Source organism: Corallococcus exiguus (genome assembly GCF_009909105.1).
GTDB lineage: Bacteria > Myxococcota > Myxococcia > Myxococcales > Myxococcaceae > Corallococcus > Corallococcus exiguus.
Window position 1 is genome coordinate 293842 of sequence record NZ_JAAAPK010000010.1, and the last position, 16334, is coordinate 310175.

Consider the following 16334-nt stretch of genomic DNA (forward strand, 5'->3'; position numbering starts at 1 on the left):
GGAGACGAAGGCCGGAAACTCCGGCATCCCCAGCAGTCCAGGTGTCAACGTGACGGAAAGGACACACATGGCAACCCGGAAGAAGACGGTGGCGAAGCGCAAGGGCGGGCTCACGGTGGACGACGTGCGCGAAATGGCGCTGGCGTTGCCTTCGACGGAGGAGCGCCCCTCCTACGGAACGCCCGGGTTCCGGGTGAGCGACAAGCTCTTCGCGCGGGTGCTGGATGACGACTCCATCGTCATCAAGGTGGATTTCGACCACCGCGAGGCCCTGCTGGATTCCAAACCAGACATGTTCAAGGTGACGCCGCACTACCAGGACTGGCCCATGGTCATCGTGCGTCTGAGGACCGTGAATCGGCGCCTGCTGCATGTCCTGCTCCAGGAGGCCTGGCGCCGGTGCGCCTCCGCCAAGGTGCTCAAGGCGCTGGAGCCCGCCGCGGCTGCTCCCAAGCGAGCGGTGAAGAAGGCTCCCGCCCGCAAGCGAAGCGTGTAGCGGCTTCAGTCCCAGCGAACGACGATCTTGCCCACGGTGCTGTTGCCCGCCATCCGCTCCAACCCGGAGCGGAGCTCCGTCATGGGCAGCACCGCGTCCACCACGGCCTTCAGCGCGCCGGAGTCGAACAGGGGCAACAGCTGCCGCTCCGCCACCTGCGTGAGCAGCATCTTCTCCTCCGCGGGCCGGCTGCGGAGCACGGTCCCCTTGATCGTGAGCCGCTTGCGCATCACCGGACCCAGGTCCAACTCCGCGCGCGCGCCCGCCACCGAGCCCACCTGCATCAGCCGCCCTCGGGGCGCCATGGCCTTCACCGACTCCGGCAGGTAGGTGCCGCCGACCAGGTCCAGGCACACGTCCGCGCCCCGGCCCTCGGTCGCCGCGAGCACCGCGTCCGCGAACACCGGCGGGTTGCTCTCACACAGCACCGTCTGGCTCACGCCCCACTCGTTGGCCCGAGCCAGCTTCTCAGCGCTCCGGCCCGTGCCCACCACCCGCACGCCCATGGCCCGGCAGAGCAGCGCCGCGGCGGAACCCACGCCGCTCGCCACCGCGTGCACCAACACCGTCTCCCCGGGCCTCAGGTCCGCCTGAAGCACCAGCGCGTCATACGCCGTGAGATACGCCTCCGGCAGCGCCGCCGCGTCCGCGAAGTCCAGCCCGCGAGGCATGCGCAGCGCCTCGCGCTCGTGCGTGGTGATCACCTCGCTCCACGCGCCGCCGCCCACCAGCCCCATCACCCGGTCGCCCGGCTGGAACTTGCGTGCGCGCGGACCCACCGCCACCACTTCACCCGCGTACTCCAGGCCCGGCACGTCCTGGGGCACGTCCGGCGGCGGTGGATAGGCCCCGCGCACCTGGAGCAGGTCCGCCCGGTTCAGCGCGCTCGCCCGCACCCGCACCTGCACGTCGTAGGGCCCCGGCACCGGCTCCGGCCGCTCGTCGAACGCGAGGACCTCCGGACCGCCTGGCTTCGTGATGCGCACGACCTTCATGACCCGCCTCCTTCCGCGTGAAGACCCGCCACCGCTACAACAACAACCGCGTCACCAATCCGAAGTACGCCAGCAGCGTCACGTTGTCGGACACCGCCAGCACCAGCGGCGCCGACGCCAGGTGCGGATCCACCTTCAGCTTCTTGAAGAGGAACGGCAGCACGCCGCCCAGGCACGACGCCAACGTGGCGGACACCGTCACCGCCACGAACAGCGCCAGGGGAAAGCCGAACCCCGGCGAATAGATGCGCCCCAGGAGCGCCACCACCGCCGCCGCCATCAACCCGGCCAGGCTCGCGGCCAGCACCTCGCGCGCCACCACCTTCCGGTCCACCTCGCCATGCGTCACCATCGACGCGGCCACCGCCGTCGTCTGCACGCCCAGGCTTTCCGACAGCACCAGCACCATGGGGATGAAGGCGCTCACCACCACCAGCTCCGCCACCGTGCGCTCGAACAGCCGCGTCGTCGTGGCCGCCAGGAACCCGCCGGCGATGTTCACGAGCAGCCACGGGAAGCGCTTGAGCGCCATGCGCCCGGGCCGCGTCTCTCGCGCCTCGCCCTTGGGCAGGCCCACGAAGCGGTAGACCTCGTCGCGCACGCGGCCCTCCACCTCGTCGAAGAGCGTGTCGGAGAACGCGTCCACGAACTGGTTCATCTCCACCACGCCCACGATGCGCCCCTCCGCGTCCACCACCGGGAAGGCCAGGAAGCGGTAGGTGACGAAGAAGTCCTCCACCAGCGCGTCGGAGGCGTCCAGCGGCAGCTTCACCACCCGCGTGAACATCAGCGACGCGATGCGCTCGTCGGGCGTCGCGCGGATCAGCTTGCGGATGGGCACCACGCCCACCAGCCGGCCAGCTGGGTCGCACGCGTAGCAGTAGAAGATCTCCCCCGTGCCGGGGTGGGCGCGCAGCTTCTCCAGCGCCTGGGCGACCGTGTCCTCCACGCCCACCGAGGTGAAGTCCCGGGACAGCCGGTCGCCCTGCAACAGCGTGTGAGCAGTCTCCGGGGGCATCTGCACGAGTCGGGGCACGAAACGTCCTGGCCCGCCGGAGCGTCAAGGCTTATCTAGGACTCCATCCGCCATGCCACTCACGCCGTGTCCCATCTGTCAGAAGCCCGTGCCTCCGCGGCCGGAGAACACCTCCCATCCCTTCTGCTCCCGCCGCTGCCGCGCCGTCGACCTGGGCCGCTGGCTGGGTGAGGAGTACCGCGTGCCCGACCGTCAGGCCGAGCAGCAGGAGGACGAGCTCCCCTCCGACGGCGAGCCGCGCCGCCACGACGCCTGAGCCGTTGCCGCCGTCCACCGCTGGAAGATTCCCGGACCGCTTGAACGACAGGGCAGGGGAGCGTGCCACCGGAAGGCCCGCGCCCGTGCGCCCCGGAGGGCAGGGGATGGGCGTGCCGCTGGAGTCGCGGGGAGAGTGACGCTATACCCGCCTGCCGTGAAACGCGCCGTCAACCTCATCGCCAGCCTGCTCGTCACAGTTGCCTTCATGTGGTGGGCCTTCCGGGACACGGATGTGTCCACGCAGCTCGCCAGCCTCAAGGCGGCCAACTACGCGTGGATCCTCCCGTACTTCGTGTGCCTGTGCTTCATCCACGTCTTCCGGGCGCTGCGCTGGGGAGCGTTGCTGTCGGGCCTGGAGCACATCCCCTTCCGCAAGCTGAACGAAGCGTCCGGCATCGGCTTCATGATGCTGCTGGTGCTGCCGTTCCGGCTGGGTGAGTTCGCGCGGCCCTTCCTCATCGCCCAGCGCAGCTCCATCCGCCGCAGCGCGGCCATGACATCCGTGGTGCTGGAGCGCATCGTGGACGGCCTCTTCGTCGCGGCGATGTTCCGCGTGTTGCTCTTCTTCGTCTCTACGGAGACCCCCGAGGTCCGGTACGTGAAGCTGGGCGCGTGGCTGATGTTCGCCGTGTTCGGCGGCGGCTTGATGTTCCTCCTGCTGGGCCTGTGGCAGCAGGAGCGCACGGTGCGGCTGGTGCGCGCCACCGTGGGCCGCTTCTCGCCGGGCGTCGCGGACAAGGTGGCGGACGTCGTGGACACCTTCGTGGGGGCCATGCGCCAGCTCCCCGACCGCAAGCACATCGCCCTCTTCTTCCTCTACACGTTCGGTTACTGGGGCCTGAACGGCCTGGGCATGGCGCTGCTCGCGCGCGCCTTCGACTGCTCCGGCGCGGCGGCGGGCACGGCCTGCGAGCCCATGCACCTGTCGCTGTTCCAGTCCTACATCGTGATGTGCGTGCTGGTGGTGGGCGTGATGATCCCCGCCGCGCCCGGGATGATGGGCACCTTCCAGGCCGCCACCAAGGTGGGCCTGGGGCTGTTCATGCCCGCCGCGATGGTGAACGCGCACGGGCTCGCCTACGCGAACGTGTTGTGGCTGTGCCAGACGCTGCAGCAGATCGTCATCGGCCTCGTCCTGCTGTCCATCAGCCACATGTCCTTCCGCGAGCTGGCGGGGAACATGAAGAAGGACGACGACACCTCGGTCACCCGCTCGTCGGCGGCCTGAGGCCTTTTCGTCGCTACGGGGCAGGCTGGGTGGCCTGCCCTCCGTCGGTCGCTGGCGGGGACGCGGGAGGCACCTGCTGGGCGCGCACGCTGTTCTTCACCTGTTCGGTGACGGCGGCGGGATCCACGGTGCCCTTGAACGTCCCGAAGGGCGTCTCGATGCGCTGCTCGTGCTTGCCGTCGGTGCCCGGCGGGCCGCACCAGGCCTTGGTGGAGTCCTTCAGCGAGGCCACGGGCGTGTGCACCGCGGTGCGCGTCTCCGTGGTGGACTTGGCCACGAGCACGTGGTCGCGCATCAGCACGCAGTGGTCCTCGTCGAAATACCAGGCCGCCGAACCGTCCGCGAACTCCTGCGCCCGCGCCGGTCCCCTGCCCATGGTGTCCGCCACCTGGGCGGCCGTCATGCCGGGGTAGAGCTTCTCGAAGCCGGGGGTGGCGCAGCCGGTGGTGGCCAGCGCGAGCATCGCGGACAGCAGGGAGGGACGCATCAAGGGGCGCGGCTCCTGGAAGGAGAGGCGATCCACCCTAGCGTGTTCCTCCCGGACCGCTCCAGGTGGGCCTGGAGGCGATGACGGGAGGATTACAGCTCCTGCTCCAGCCAGCGCCACAGCCGCTCACTCAGCAGGCGGGCACGGCGGCGGAGCAGGGGGCCGCTCACGACTCGCCCTCTGTCTTGGCGGGGATGCGGCCGTACTTGGACAGCAGGTCCTCCACGGCCTCACGCAGGTACTCGCTCTGGTGGATGCGGGTGCGCCGCGCCAGCTCGCGCAGCTTGTGCACCTGCTCCTCGGGAACGAGGACATGGGTGGAGACGATGTCGGCCTCGGGGCTTCGGACCTCACCGGGTTCCACCGCGGGCGGGGACGACGGAGCGTCGGGGCTCAGCGGGCTGGCGCTTCCATCCTGCATCGGGCTTCCTCCAGGAATGCTGCTACAGGCCGCTACCGACCTGGCGTGGGCATTAGGGGGTCGGCCTCTCGTGCCGTCAAAAAAAGGAACACGCGACGGGCCGGGTTGACTTGGAACCCGGTGCGCTGTTACTCGCGCATCTACGTAAGGGGAGTAGTTCCCGCCCGGCAGACAGGGGCGGAGGGGCGCTCGACACACTGGCTGGTGACAGCCCGGGCCCCCATCTCGTGAAGCGCGCGAGACGAACGAGACCTTCGGACAGGGATAACGCTCCCTGGCCGAGGTCCGTCGTGCGCGCTCCTCCCTGAAGCGCTCCACCCCACGACATCCTCCGCGCCAGGAACTGGGATGGGGTGCCATCGTGTCGTTGGAAGCAATCGTCGGTTCATTCGTGCTCGTCGCCGCCAGTGAGATGGGGGACAAGACCCAGCTGCTGGCGTTCTCGCTGGCGTCCAGGTTCCGCAAGCCGTGGGTGGTGCTGGGCGGCATCTTCGTGGCCACGGTGGCCAACCACGCGCTGGCGTCATCGGTGGGCACGTGGGTGTCCACGCACGTCCCCGCGCGGGTGATGGCGCTGGTCCTGGCGGTGTTGTTCCTGGGCTTCGGTCTGTGGACGCTCAAGCCCGACACGCTGGATGACGACGGCGGAAAGCCCCCTCGCTTCGGCGCCTTCCTCACCACGGTGGCGCTCTTCTTCATGGCGGAGATGGGGGACAAGACGCAGCTGGCCACCATGGCGGTGGCGGCGCGCTACCAGGCGCCGGTGCTGGTGACGCTGGGGACGACGGCGGGGATGCTGGTGTCGGACGGCCTCGCGGTGTTCCTGGGCGATCGGCTGTCCGGGCGGGTGAACATGAAGTACGTGCGGTGGGTGACCGCCGCGCTCTTCTTCCTCTTCGGCCTCGTGTCGCTCTGGACGGCCTGGCGCGGCTGAGGCTTCGCGAAGGGCCCCGGCGTGCAGGGACGCCGGGGCTTCGCGGTGAGGACTACTTCAGGCTCGCCGTGTCGATGACGAAGCGGTAGCGCACGTCGTTCTTGAGCATGCGCTCGTAGGCTTCGTTGATCTTCTGGATGGGGATGACCTCCACGTCGGAGGCGACCTGGTGCCTGGCGCAGAAGTCGAGCATCTCCTGCGTCTCACGGATGCCGCCAATCATCGAGCCGCCCAGCTTGAGCCGGCGGGGGATGAGCGAGAAGGCCGCCAGCGGCGTGGGAGTCTCCGGCGCGCCGACGATGATCATCGTGCCGTCCGTCTTCAGCAGGCTCAGGTAGGCGTTGTAGTCATGCTGCGCGGAGACGGTGTCCAGGATGAAGTCGAAGGACCGCCGCAGCTTCTTGAACGTCGCCTTGTCGGACGTGGCCTCGAAATGCGTGGCGCCCAGGGCGAGCGCGTCGTCGCGCTTGGAAGGCGAGGTGCTCAGCACCGTCACCTCCGCGCCCATCGCCTTGGCCAGCTTCACGGCCATGTGGCCCAGGCCGCCCAGACCCACGACGGCCAGCTTGCTGCCGGCCTTCACGCCGTAATAGCGCAGCGGCGAGTACGTGGTGATGCCCGCGCACAGGAGCGGCGCGGCGCGGTCCAGGGGGATGCCCTCCGGGATGCGCACCACGTACTTCGCGTCCACGGTGATGTGCGTGGAGTAGCCGCCGTAGGTGGGCTGGCCGTCGTATTCACGGCTGTTGTAGGTGTTCACCGCGCCGCGCTCGCAGTACTGCTCGTCGCCCGCGAGGCACTGGGGGCACTCGCGGCACGAGTCCACGAAGCAGCCCACGCCCACGGCGTCACCGACCTTGAACGTGGTGACGGCGCTGCCCACCTGGGACACCTTGCCGACAATTTCGTGGCCCGGGACCATGGGGAAGAGGGCGCCGCCCCACTCGTCGCGAGCCTGGTGGATGTCGGAGTGGCACACGCCGCAGTACTGGATGTCGATGAGCACATCCTGGGGACGCGGCTCGCGGCGCTCCACGGTGAAGGGGCCGAGCGCGGCCTTCGCGCTGGGTGCGGCATAGGCAGGGGTCGAGGGCAAGGAAGGCTCCTGATGGGAAACGAAGTAGGGGCGGCAATTTAGCGACGCCGGGTCCACCGTGCCGGGTGAACGTCAGGACAAGTGGACCTGCCCGGGGAGCGTCGGAGAGACTCCGCGCCCATGAGCCAGGAACGTCTGCAGCAATCCCTGTCCGCGGGTCCCCATCACCTCCTCTCCCGTCTGGTCGGCACGTGGGAGGGCGTCGCGCGCACGTGGTTCCAGCCCGACAAGGTGGAGGATGAGTCGCCCATCACCGGCACCTTCCGGAGCGTGCTCGACGGCCGCTTCGTGGTGTACGAGTACACGTCCTCCTTTGGGGGCAAGCCGCTGTCCGGCATCGCGACGCTGGGCCATCACCTGGACGGGAAGCAGTTCACCATGTCGTGGGTGGACACCTTCCACGTCGGCACGGACATCATGGGCCTGCAGGGAGAGGCCGGGGTGAGCGACCGCTTCTCCGTTACCGGCAGCTACTCCACCGGTGAGCAGTCGCCCCGCTGGGGCTGGCGCGTGGACATCGAGTGGACCGGTCCGGATGCGCTGGTCATCACGCACTTCAACATCGAGCCGGGTGAAGCACCGCAGAAAGCCATTGAACTTCAGTACAAGCGCCGGAGCTGAAGGGCGCCCGAGGTGTCTGGGATGGGCCGGGCGGCTGATGTATCACTGCCCGGCGCCGCGCGCTTTCCGCCGGTGCTCACCCAGCGCCCACCCCATGCACCTGAAGACACTCTTCGCCAGCCTCGCCATCGGTACCCTCCTCGCAGCCTGTGGCGGAGTGGAGACGGAGGAGGGGACGAGCGAGCCGACGCCGTCGCTGGCCACCTCCGAGCAGGGACTCTGTGAGGGCTATGACGCCGGCGCGCGCCGCTGTTCCGTGCGGTGCACCGCCAACGGTCCCTGGTTCCTCTACGAGCCCGGCATCCTCTACTACGGCGAGTGCCAGGCGCATGGCGCGTCCTACTGCGGCCGCACGCCGTCCGCGACGTGCTGGAGCTTCTGAGCCAGAAGCCGCGCCTCGTGACGTCCGGCGTCCGTCCAGTCCTCGGTGGATGAGAGGGATTGGAGCCCCTGGAGCAGGGTGGGCAGTTCGCCCTCCTCCAGGAGGAAGCGCGCGGACGGGTGCGGATGGCGTTGCAGGTTGCGCCGGGTGGGCTGGGCGAAGACGAACAGCCCGCCCGGTGAGAGGATCTTCGGCACGGCGGCGAAGAGTGGCCGCCAGAGGTAGTTCAAGCACACGACCAGGTCGAACGGACCGGGCGGCAGTGCTTCGGTCTCCAGGTCCAAACGCAGGCGCGTGAGTGTCACGCCCGCGTCGCGCGCCAGTGCTTCCGCCTGCTCCAGCGCCACGTCGGAGATGTCCACCAGGGTGACGTCCAGCCCGCGCTTCGCGAGCCAGCACGCGTCGTGTCCCGCACCTCCGGCCAGGTCGAGCGCCCGGCCCGCGTGAGGCAGCCGGTCCTCGAGCGAGCGGAGGAAGGCGGATGGTTCCCGCTGCGCGGTGGCCTGCTGGTACTTGTCGTTCCAGCGCTGGCGATCCTCCTGGGACATGGCGCGGCTCCTACTTCCCGGTCATCAGCCCGTTGAGGGACGGGTAGCTGGCGGCGGCTTCGAACAGGCTCGCGGAGTGTCCCTCGCGGAGGAAGGTGGAGGCGAGCGCCCCGGCCCGGCCCCAGATGGCCTCCGGGATGGCGGAGCCCGCGCTGAGCCGCCGCACACCCAGCCGCTGCAGCTCCGCCGGAGCGGGGAGGTCCTGCCGCGCGAGCACGTTCACGGGCAGCGAGGTGCCCCGGGTGATGGCCTGGATCTCGGCCGCGTCCGTGACGCCTGCGGCGAAGAGGCCGTCCGCGCCGGCCTGCTGGTAGCGAGCGGCACGGGCCAGGGTCTCCTCGACGCGGCGCTCGGGCGACACGAGCTTGCGCAGGTAGACGTCCGTGCGCGCGTTGACGAAGACATCCACGCCCAGGCGCGCGCCGACCTGCTTCACGCGTTCAATCTTCGCGGCGAGCAGCTCCGGAGGACCGCTGCCGTCCTCCAGGTTGCAGCCCACGGCGCCCTCGGACAGGAGGCGGGCCACGTTCTCCGCGGCGGTGGCCGGATCGTCCGAGTAGCCCGCTTCGGCGTCCACGGTGAGGGGGACCTGGATGGCGCGGGCGATGGTGCGAACCGTGTGGATGAGCGCGTCCACGGGCAGCGCGTTGCCGTCCGGGTAGCCCAGCGCCCAGGCGATGCCGGCGCTGGTGGTGGCGATGGCCTTCGCACCCAGGCTCTCGAAGAGGCGGGCGCTGCCGGCGTCCCAGACGTTCGGAAGCACGAGCAGATCAGCGCCCTGGTGCAGTGCGCGGAACGTGGCGGCGGTGGCTGGACGGGTGGTCATGCGTGGGAGCTCCGGTGACGGGGTGAGAGGGATTCAGGCGTGGGTCTGCTCATGGTCGAGCAGCCAGCGTTTGCGTTCCAGGCCTCCTGCATAACCAGTGAGCGAGGCATTGGCACCGACAACGCGATGGCACGGGACGACGATGCTGATGGGATTTGCGCCATTGGCCAGGCCCACGGCGCGGATGGCCTTGGGGCGTCCGATGCGTTCGGCGAGCCGGCCGTAGGTGGTCGTCGTTCCCGCGGGAATCTCCCGGAGGGCGCGCCAGACCTCGCGCTGGAAGGGCGTGCCGCCGGTCTCCACGGGGAGGGCCGCGATGGCGCTCAGGTCTCCGCGCAGGTACGCCTGGAGCGCGGAGGTGCGGCCGGAAGGGTCGCGCGCGGGTTCGAGGACGCAGCCGTTCTCGCCGTAGTGCAGGCGCAGGAGCCGGTGCATACGGGCCTCGTAGCCCTCCCAGTCCAGCGCGCGCAGGCGGCCTTCCTCATCACAGACGAGGAGCGCCACGCCGGCGGGAGTGGGCGAGGAATCGATGAAGAAGCGCGGACGGTCAGGCATGGGCTTTCCGGCGGGGAGGAGCGGTGGGAAGGCGCCGCGCTCGGGTGTTGGTTCGAGAATCCGGCTTGGGCTCACGGGCCTGGAGGGCCACCGAGGTCCAGAGATGCTGGGCCGCGTATGCGCGCCAGGGGCTCCAGGCTTCGGCGCGTTGGAGGAGCGCTTCGGGCGTGGGGCGTGGGCCCCCTGCTTCCGTCGCGGCTCGAAGCAGGGCGACGTCGGAGGCGGGAAAGGCGTCCGTCTCCCGGACGGCACGGAGCGCGATGTACTGGGCGGTCCATTCGCCGATGCCGGGCAGGCGCGTGAAGCGGGCGACGGTGTCCGCGAGCGACGGGCCGGGCTGGAACAACGTCGGATCCGCCGCGACCGCCGCGGCGAACTGGGAGATCGCCCGGGCTCGCGCGGCCGGCATGCCCATGCCGGTGAGGTCCGCCGCGGCGAGGACTTCGGGCCGGGGGAAGGCGCGCTGGAGGCGGGTATCGCCGGTGAGTGCCGGGTCCAGGCTTTCGCCATGCGCGGCCATGAGCCGCTGTCCCAGCTGCCGCGCGGCGGTGGTTGTCACCTGCTGACCCAGGATGGCGCGGACCGCCAGCTCGAAGCCGTCCCAGCCACCCGGGGCGCGAAGGCCGGGACGCGCGGCGAGGAGCGGTGCGAGCAGGGCATCCGTCGACAGGTGCGCGCGGATGGCCTCCACGTCCGCGCCCACGTCGAAGACGCGCCGGACCTGGGCGACGACGGAGGGCAGCATCCGCACGTCGCTGACACGCAGGGTGGCGCGCAGGGCGTCGAGCCCCGGTGCGGGCGACACCTCCACGGCTCCCTGGCCCCAGGCGTTCGTGAACGTCCGCAGATAGCGGCCGGGCTCGACGTGCTCCATGCCAGTGAAGGCGCGGGCCGTCAGCCAGGCCACCATGGCGTCCCAGTCGTAGGGTGGCCGGTAGGGGATGAGGAGTGTCACCTCGGGGCCGGCGGATGGCACTGGAGCGGCCCGGGAACGGCGGAGGGCGCCTGGAGGCCGGCCGTAGAGCGACTGGAAGACGGCGTTGAAGCGCCGGACGCTGCCGAAGCCGGACGCGAGGGCAACCTCCGCCATGGGCAGGGCGGTCTCGTGGATGAGCTGACGGGCGAAGAGCACTCGGCGCGTCTGGGCCACGGCGACTGGTGAGGCGCCCAGGTGTTGGTGGAACAGCCGTCGCAGCTGCCGGTCCCCGACGCCGAGCCGGTCCGCCAGCACCTCGACGCTGGCCTCGTCGGCATCCAGCAGTCCGTCCGCGATGAGCGCCAGTGCGCGCGAGACGGTGACGGAGGTTCCCCGCCAGGGCGCCAGTGAGGGCGAGGTCTCGGGCCGGCAGCGGAGGCACGGCCGGAAGCCCGCTTCCTGGGCCGCGGCGGCGGTGGGGTAGAAGGTGCAGTTCTCGAAGCGGGGCGCGCGGGCCGGGCAGATGGGGCGGCAGTAGATGCGCGTCGTCTTCACGGCGGTGAAGAACCGCCCGTCGAAGCGGGAGTCCCGCGTCGTCAGCGCGCGGTAGCAGGCGGTGGGGTCCAGGCCGTCCATGAGGGGAACGTCCCACGGCGGGCCCTGGATGTCTGGCCGTTTTCGGACGTGGACGTTTCGCCCCTGGGACAGGCCTGCCGGCGGCCCGCCTACCACCTCACCGTCAGCGCGGTCGTCCCCCCTGAGTCGATGGTCGCGGTCGTCTCGTGGCGGCCCAGCGCGGCGTGCTCCAGCAGGACCTGGACCTTCGTTCCGTCGATGCGGACCGCCGGTGTCGGGGACATGCCTACGAATGCGCCGTTGATCCACACGCGGGCGCGCGGAATGGCGATGACCTTCACGCGCGTGGGTGTCTCCTCGAGCTCCCGCCATCCACCGCCGCCGCCTCCTCCTCCTCCTCCACCGTGGCAGTGATAGCCCCCCGTGGCCCGTACGTTGTGACAGCCGGAGCTGTTGGTCCGCCCCGGATGGGCCCACGCGAGATGTGAACACACCAACCCCGCGACGACACCCAGGCCCAGCGCCACCTTCCTGCCGAGTCTCATGGCTCCACCCGTCCCATCTGTGCTTCGACCAGCGTGTCGTCGTGCCATCCCAGCAGGGCCGTGTGCCGGCCCAGGCGCACCGTCACATGGGCCACGCCCTTGCCCGCATGCACGAGGTCCTTCGCGGCGAACTCCTGGCCCGTGAATCGCTTCGCGGCAATCTGGAGCGCCGCGGGCGACAGCCCCGCCTGACCATGGTCCGGCGCGGTGACATAGAGGCCACGGGTCATGCCCTGAGCAACGAACAGGTACGTGAGCGTCCCCGGGGGCGCGTCCACCACACGAAACACGTCCGAGCGCTGCATCTCCAGTCCGGAGGGGCCAAGCTGTGCCTGGGCGACCTCCACGGGTTCACCGAGGGGAAAGCGATTGCTCAGCAACGCCTCCCTGCGGCCGAGGATCGCGGCCCTCGCGGCGGTCATCTCAGCGTCGCTTCCGAGCACCGAGAGCAGGGCGCCCGCATCCTCGTCCGCGGTTCGCAGCTCGCGCAGCGAAGCGCCGAGCCCTCCTGAGTGGGCCGTGGCCGTTGCCATCCGGGTGAGCTCCGCGCCTCGGAAGGAGGCAAGGGCCGTCCGCGCCGTTTCACCCGTGTCGACCGCCACCGCGGCGTGGAGGGCCGTGGCGCGGCAGCGAACATCGCGGGCAGGGCATGCGTGTTCCTGCCGCAGGTGAGCCTGGGTGATCAGCGGCTCGGGACGTTCGGAGACGAGCGTCCGGGCCTGGATGCGTGACAGGACCTGGATGGCCTCGGCCAGGTCTCCCTTCTCCAGCGCGGCCTTGCCCTTCGCGATGCGGAAGTCCTCCAGCTTCGCGCGAAGTCCGTCCATGACGGAGGCTGGAGCACGCTCGGAGGACAGGGCCGTCAGCTCCGCCTCCACCGGTGCCTCCTCGCCTCGCTCCAGCGCGGAGCGCGCCCAGGCCTCGCGCAGCTTCACGCGTTCGGCCTCCAGCGGCCCGGTGCCTTGACCGGAGCCCGCGTAGTGGCGGATGAGCTTCACGGCGTCGCGATTGTCCATGCCCTGGAGGCGCGCGAGCACGAACGCGTTCCGTGCCCCGATGTACTCGGGGCTGGATTCACCGCGGGCCTCCAGCAGGTCGGCATGCAGCTCGGCTTGACGGAGCTGGCCAGTGGCCGTCAGGCGGACCAGCTCCGGGACCGAAGGACGGATGAAGAGGAAGCATCCGGCGAGGACGAGCGCGCAGAGTCCTGTCAGCCCGATGCCAATCCGGTCGTGCCATCGCGCGGGGGACTTCGCGCCACTGGCGCGTCGACGGCGCAGCGCGGTCGCGGCCCACCACCAGGTCCCGGGCCAGAGTCCGAAGATCGCCAACATGGCGAGCGCGCTCTGATCCGGCTCCGCGTAGAACGCGTGCCGTCCGATGAAGGCGGAGACCAGGAAGGGCATGCCGAAGAAGCCCGCCATGGCCACGCCCATCAGGGCCCCGACGCGCCGGTGGAAGGCGGAGGTGTCGCGGGCCTTGGTGGGTTGGAGGTCGCGTCCCAGCAGGTGGATGAAACCCGGCCTGCCCGCGAATTCGAAACAGACGGTCGCGGACGGCGCTTCAAAGACATCCAATGACTGGGAAAGGATTCTCCCGCGCAGTGGTTCGAACTCGGGCTCCAGCGAGGAGCGCGCGGCGATGAAGCCCGCGGACCGGGCCTCATCTCCCAGCGCGGAGCCGGGCAGGGGGCCTGCGTGCTCCGCGGAAGCCAGGGCACGCGCTCCCGGCCATTGGAGTGCTCGCTTCGAATCCTCCAACAGGCCCTTGTGCGCGGAGACGGCCTTCGCATCCGGCCACGCGCGCACCTGGGTGCGTTCGACGGTCGAGACCTTCAGCCACCGGCGGAGCGTCCCCGAGCCCCGGCAGGTGTGGCAGCCCACCATGCCCTTCGTGCAGCGGACGCACTTCTTCGTGCCCTTTCCCCGGCACTCCGTGCAGTTCACCATCCGGTAGCTCTTGCGCGCCCGGCTCATCCGCCGGCCGGATCCGCCGCAGCCGGAGCAGCTCGCGCGAAGGGAGCCACTGCACGTGGGGCACGTCACCGCTCCGGCGCCGTGGCAGTCCCCGCACACGGCAAGGTGGGATGACTTTTCGGCCAATGCCTCCGGAGACGCACTCCACAGGTCCAGTGTGTCGAGTGAGACTTGGGGCGTGGAGCGGGAGCTCCGGGCTGTGTTCGTGCCGCCCGCATAGGCCTCTTCTGCCCAGGTGCCGGTGCGGACGGCATACCGGGTGACGAGCCGCCCGTAGCGGAGCACGGACGCGTCAACCCGGGTGATGAGGTCCGCGAAACCAAGGGGGCCCAGCCGCCAGCGCGCCCAGCGGACGGCCGCGGCCCGGGCCTTCGAGTGGATTTCCTCGTCCAGCATCGTGCGGACTCCCCCCGGAGCGTGGGTGCTGCGCGTCGGGACAGGGGGAATCGGACCGTGCCGGGAGGGGCCCTGGCAATCCCCCGGAAGGGGGACGGGCGGGCATGGGGCATGAAAAAAGCCCCGAAATCACTTGGGAAAGTGACTTCGGGGCTGCTTGATGGCCAGGGTCAGACTTGAACTGACTACCTGCGGATTATGAGACCGCCGCTCTAACCAGGTGAGCTACCTGGCCGTGAAGCCCCGCCCGTATACCGGGCCAGGGCCGTGACCGCAAGAACTTCGGACGGGGGAGGAGGGACGTCCTGACAGCACGAGGTCTCCCTCCCAGCCCTGGCGCCGGCGCCTGCCCGGCCGAGGGGCGGCAGGCCCTGGCCCGGCGGCTCAAATGTCGTCGTCGCGCAGGGCCATAGAGGCGTCGTACTCGTTCTGCCAGACCTGCTCGGTGGGGAAGCGCTCCTCGAACTTGGTGGCGAACGCGTTGTCGCCACCGTTGATGGTCACCATTCCATCTGAGGCCCCTCGAACGAGTCACCGCTACTGGTAGCGCGCGACCCAGAGGTTGTCGCCATCCGCGGCGGTCTCAATCCACACCGCCGTTGCATGTCCATTCAGCTCCATGGCCCCCGTGATGGCGCCCACGACAGCTCCCGGCGCGGACCGCAGGGGTTCCGGCGGGCGGAAGTTGCCAGGGGCATATTGGTAGCTCGCCCAGGCTGTGTGGTCGGACTGTGCCCAGAGAGCGACCTGGTCACCGGCCGGGTCGGAGGCGAGCACTGGATATCCGCCAGTCACGGTGCCTCCGAGCCGAGGGTTGTTCGGGTCGACGCTGCGGTCGAAGCGCGGACGGATGTCCCAGGCCTCGTTCGCCGCGATGTACACGCGCCCCTCGGCGGCCCCGGTGAGGGGCGGAGGGTGGGGGATGTACAGCCAGCCGGCCAGTGCGTCGCCCGTGTTCGTCGCGACGACGATGGACGGGTTGAACATGCCTCCGTAGTCGGAGATGTGCGAATCGATGCGCTCGGCGGGCTGCCATGCGTTGCTCTTGCGGTCGTAGCGGCGTGCGTCGATTCCCTGCATCAGTTCGCCGCTCAGCGTCGAGAAGTGCTGTGGCCAGACGGCGAGCGCGTTGCCCGCCGCGTCCATGGCGATGGCGGGCGTCGTGGCCGCGCCGTAGTTCGTCCGGCTCAGGATGGCATCGCCACACCACTGGAACGTGTCGGCGTTGTACGTGCTGCCATGAATGGCCTGGGTCCCGCGGGTGTCCGCCTGCTGCCACTGCACGAGCGCGTTAGCGTTCGCGTCGAGGGCGGCGGCGGGCCAGAGAGACGGGGTGTCACGCGCCGAATTGAGGGGCACCGGCGGCTGGACCCACCGGTTGCTGGCCACCCCATAGCGCATGGCCATCACTCGGTGCTCGGCGGGCTTGCACAGCGTTTTGCAGAGGGTTGTCCAGACGAAGACTGCATCGCCCGTGGGAGACATGGCCAGGCGCATGGTGGGTGTGTCGTCAACGGGGAACGTGAGCTGTAGCGCGAGGCTCCATTGGCCTGTCGCCGCCGAAAAGTGGCTTGCGAAGAAGGTGTTGCCAGCCGGGGTCTGCTGAAGCCAGACAGCGAGCGCATTTCCCTGCTCATCCGCGGCCAGACTGCTCCGCAGAAGGTTGCCGGGTTGGGATTGGAGCGGCTGCTCGGGCGTCCATGTGTCGGACGTGGCGTCATAACGGCTGGCGTAGATCGCCGTGTAGTCGTGGGGCGCGTTCTGGGTCGTGACATGCGCGAAGACGGCGAAGGCGCTCCCGGAGGGGCCCGCCGCCACGCGCGTGTGCTCCCACGAAAGCGACGGCCCGGCGGAGAGCCGCTGGGGCTTGCTCCAGCGCATGATGCTCGAAGCCCCCGCGATCGGATTCCGCGGGGAGGGGGCCACCCCCAGGGGGCAGACCGCGCAGCCGAACTCACACAGGGCCAGTCCCATCACGAACAGCGAGGCGCAACGGAAATAGAATCTCATCTGGACAGCGCCTGGATCTACTCCCTGTCCCC

19 protein-coding genes and 1 tRNA gene are annotated in these 16334 nt (G+C 69.9%); 6 read left to right on the forward strand and 14 right to left on the reverse strand.

Annotated features, from left to right (window positions below; all coding sequences use genetic code 11):
* Positions 1–67: 67 nt before the first annotated feature.
* The gene (locus tag GTZ93_RS32105; RefSeq protein WP_139920551.1) at positions 68–496 is read left to right on the forward strand and encodes an MmcQ/YjbR family DNA-binding protein; all 429 of its coding nucleotides are present in this window, start codon (positions 68–70) and stop codon (positions 494–496) included.
* 5 nt (positions 497–501) lie between these two features.
* Here the strand turns inward: GTZ93_RS32105 and GTZ93_RS32110 are convergent, their stop codons facing one another.
* Together GTZ93_RS32110 and GTZ93_RS32115 are read right to left on the reverse strand one after the other, a co-directional pair.
* Positions 502–1491, reverse strand: a complete 990-nt coding sequence (locus tag GTZ93_RS32110; protein WP_139920553.1) for an NAD(P)H-quinone oxidoreductase — start codon at positions 1489–1491, stop codon at positions 502–504.
* Between the two features lie 34 nt (positions 1492–1525).
* The gene (locus tag GTZ93_RS32115) at positions 1526–2527 is read right to left on the reverse strand and encodes a magnesium transporter (protein WP_139920555.1); all 1002 of its coding nucleotides are present in this window, start codon (positions 2525–2527) and stop codon (positions 1526–1528) included.
* A gap of 52 nt (positions 2528–2579) precedes the next feature.
* Between GTZ93_RS32115 and GTZ93_RS32120 the strand changes: the two genes are divergently transcribed.
* Positions 2580–2783: a DNA gyrase inhibitor YacG gene (locus GTZ93_RS32120; RefSeq protein ID WP_120576956.1), complete on the forward strand. Its 204-nt coding sequence runs from the start codon at positions 2580–2582 to the stop codon at positions 2781–2783.
* Between the two features lie 156 nt (positions 2784–2939).
* Positions 2940–4013: a lysylphosphatidylglycerol synthase transmembrane domain-containing protein gene (locus GTZ93_RS32125; RefSeq protein ID WP_139920557.1), complete on the forward strand. Its 1074-nt coding sequence runs from the start codon at positions 2940–2942 to the stop codon at positions 4011–4013.
* Positions 4014–4026: 13 nt separating this feature from the next.
* Here GTZ93_RS32125 and GTZ93_RS32130 read toward each other — a convergent pair whose 3' ends face one another.
* Both GTZ93_RS32130 and GTZ93_RS32135 read right to left on the reverse strand, forming a co-directional pair.
* A complete protein-coding gene (locus GTZ93_RS32130) occupies positions 4027–4500 on the reverse strand; it encodes a hypothetical protein (protein WP_139920577.1) in 474 nt (157 codons plus the stop codon).
* 166 nt (positions 4501–4666) lie between these two features.
* On the reverse strand, positions 4667–4921 hold the full coding sequence (locus tag GTZ93_RS32135; RefSeq protein ID WP_120576958.1) for a ribbon-helix-helix domain-containing protein: 255 nt from the start codon (positions 4919–4921) through the stop codon (positions 4667–4669).
* A 367-nt stretch (positions 4922–5288) separates the two neighbouring features.
* Between GTZ93_RS32135 and GTZ93_RS32140 the strand changes: the two genes are divergently transcribed.
* On the forward strand, positions 5289–5855 hold the full coding sequence (locus GTZ93_RS32140; protein ID WP_120576971.1) for a TMEM165/GDT1 family protein: 567 nt from the start codon (positions 5289–5291) through the stop codon (positions 5853–5855).
* Between the two features lie 52 nt (positions 5856–5907).
* On the opposite strand, the gene GTZ93_RS32145 is transcribed toward GTZ93_RS32140, so the two are convergent.
* The gene (locus tag GTZ93_RS32145) at positions 5908–6951 is read right to left on the reverse strand and encodes an NAD(P)-dependent alcohol dehydrogenase (protein WP_139920559.1); all 1044 of its coding nucleotides are present in this window, start codon (positions 6949–6951) and stop codon (positions 5908–5910) included.
* 120 nt (positions 6952–7071) lie between these two features.
* On the opposite strand from GTZ93_RS32145, the gene GTZ93_RS32150 reads away from it, so the two are divergent.
* Positions 7072–7572, forward strand: coding sequence for a DUF1579 domain-containing protein (locus tag GTZ93_RS32150; RefSeq protein ID WP_139920561.1), 501 nt, complete (start codon positions 7072–7074; stop codon positions 7570–7572).
* 94 nt (positions 7573–7666) lie between these two features.
* Positions 7667–7954, forward strand: coding sequence for a hypothetical protein (locus GTZ93_RS32155; protein WP_139920563.1), 288 nt, complete (start codon positions 7667–7669; stop codon positions 7952–7954).
* Here GTZ93_RS32155 and GTZ93_RS32160 read toward each other — a convergent pair.
* The 9 genes from GTZ93_RS32160 to GTZ93_RS32195 all read right to left on the reverse strand — a co-directional run bounded on the left by GTZ93_RS32160 (position 7912) and on the right by GTZ93_RS32195 (position 16302).
* Positions 7912–8502: a class I SAM-dependent methyltransferase gene (locus tag GTZ93_RS32160; protein ID WP_139920565.1), complete on the reverse strand. Its 591-nt coding sequence runs from the start codon at positions 8500–8502 to the stop codon at positions 7912–7914. The two genes, GTZ93_RS32155 and GTZ93_RS32160, sit on opposite strands and share 43 nt — an antisense overlap.
* Positions 8503–8512: 10 nt before the next feature.
* A complete protein-coding gene (locus tag GTZ93_RS32165) occupies positions 8513–9328 on the reverse strand; it encodes an isocitrate lyase/PEP mutase family protein (RefSeq protein WP_139920567.1) in 816 nt (271 codons plus the stop codon).
* A 33-nt stretch (positions 9329–9361) separates the two neighbouring features.
* Complete coding sequence (ogt, locus tag GTZ93_RS32170) at positions 9362–9883, reverse strand: methylated-DNA--[protein]-cysteine S-methyltransferase (protein WP_167548523.1); 522 nt, start codon at positions 9881–9883, stop codon at positions 9362–9364.
* Positions 9876–11435, reverse strand: a complete 1560-nt coding sequence (locus GTZ93_RS32175) for an AlkA N-terminal domain-containing protein (protein ID WP_139920569.1) — start codon at positions 11433–11435, stop codon at positions 9876–9878. The genes ogt and GTZ93_RS32175 overlap by 8 nt, the downstream gene beginning before the upstream one ends.
* Before the next feature lie 89 nt (positions 11436–11524).
* Positions 11525–11920: a YHYH domain-containing protein gene (locus GTZ93_RS32180; protein ID WP_161663184.1), complete on the reverse strand. Its 396-nt coding sequence runs from the start codon at positions 11918–11920 to the stop codon at positions 11525–11527.
* Positions 11917–14292 (reverse strand): DnaJ-like cysteine-rich domain-containing protein, encoded by a 2376-nt coding sequence (locus GTZ93_RS32185; protein WP_139920573.1) that lies wholly within the window; start codon positions 14290–14292, stop codon positions 11917–11919. Before GTZ93_RS32185 ends, GTZ93_RS32180 begins: the two co-directional genes overlap by 4 nt.
* A gap of 161 nt (positions 14293–14453) precedes the next feature.
* Positions 14454–14527: transfer RNA gene (locus GTZ93_RS32190), tRNA-Ile, on the reverse strand.
* A 149-nt stretch (positions 14528–14676) separates the two neighbouring features.
* Positions 14677–14799: a hypothetical protein gene (locus GTZ93_RS43020; protein WP_255424682.1), complete on the reverse strand. Its 123-nt coding sequence runs from the start codon at positions 14797–14799 to the stop codon at positions 14677–14679.
* Positions 14800–14829: 30 nt separating this feature from the next.
* Positions 14830–16302 carry a hypothetical protein gene (locus GTZ93_RS32195; RefSeq protein WP_126934362.1) on the reverse strand — a complete coding sequence of 491 codons (1473 nt, stop codon included), beginning with the start codon at positions 16300–16302 and terminating at the stop codon, positions 14830–14832.
* Positions 16303–16334 lie beyond the last annotated feature (32 nt).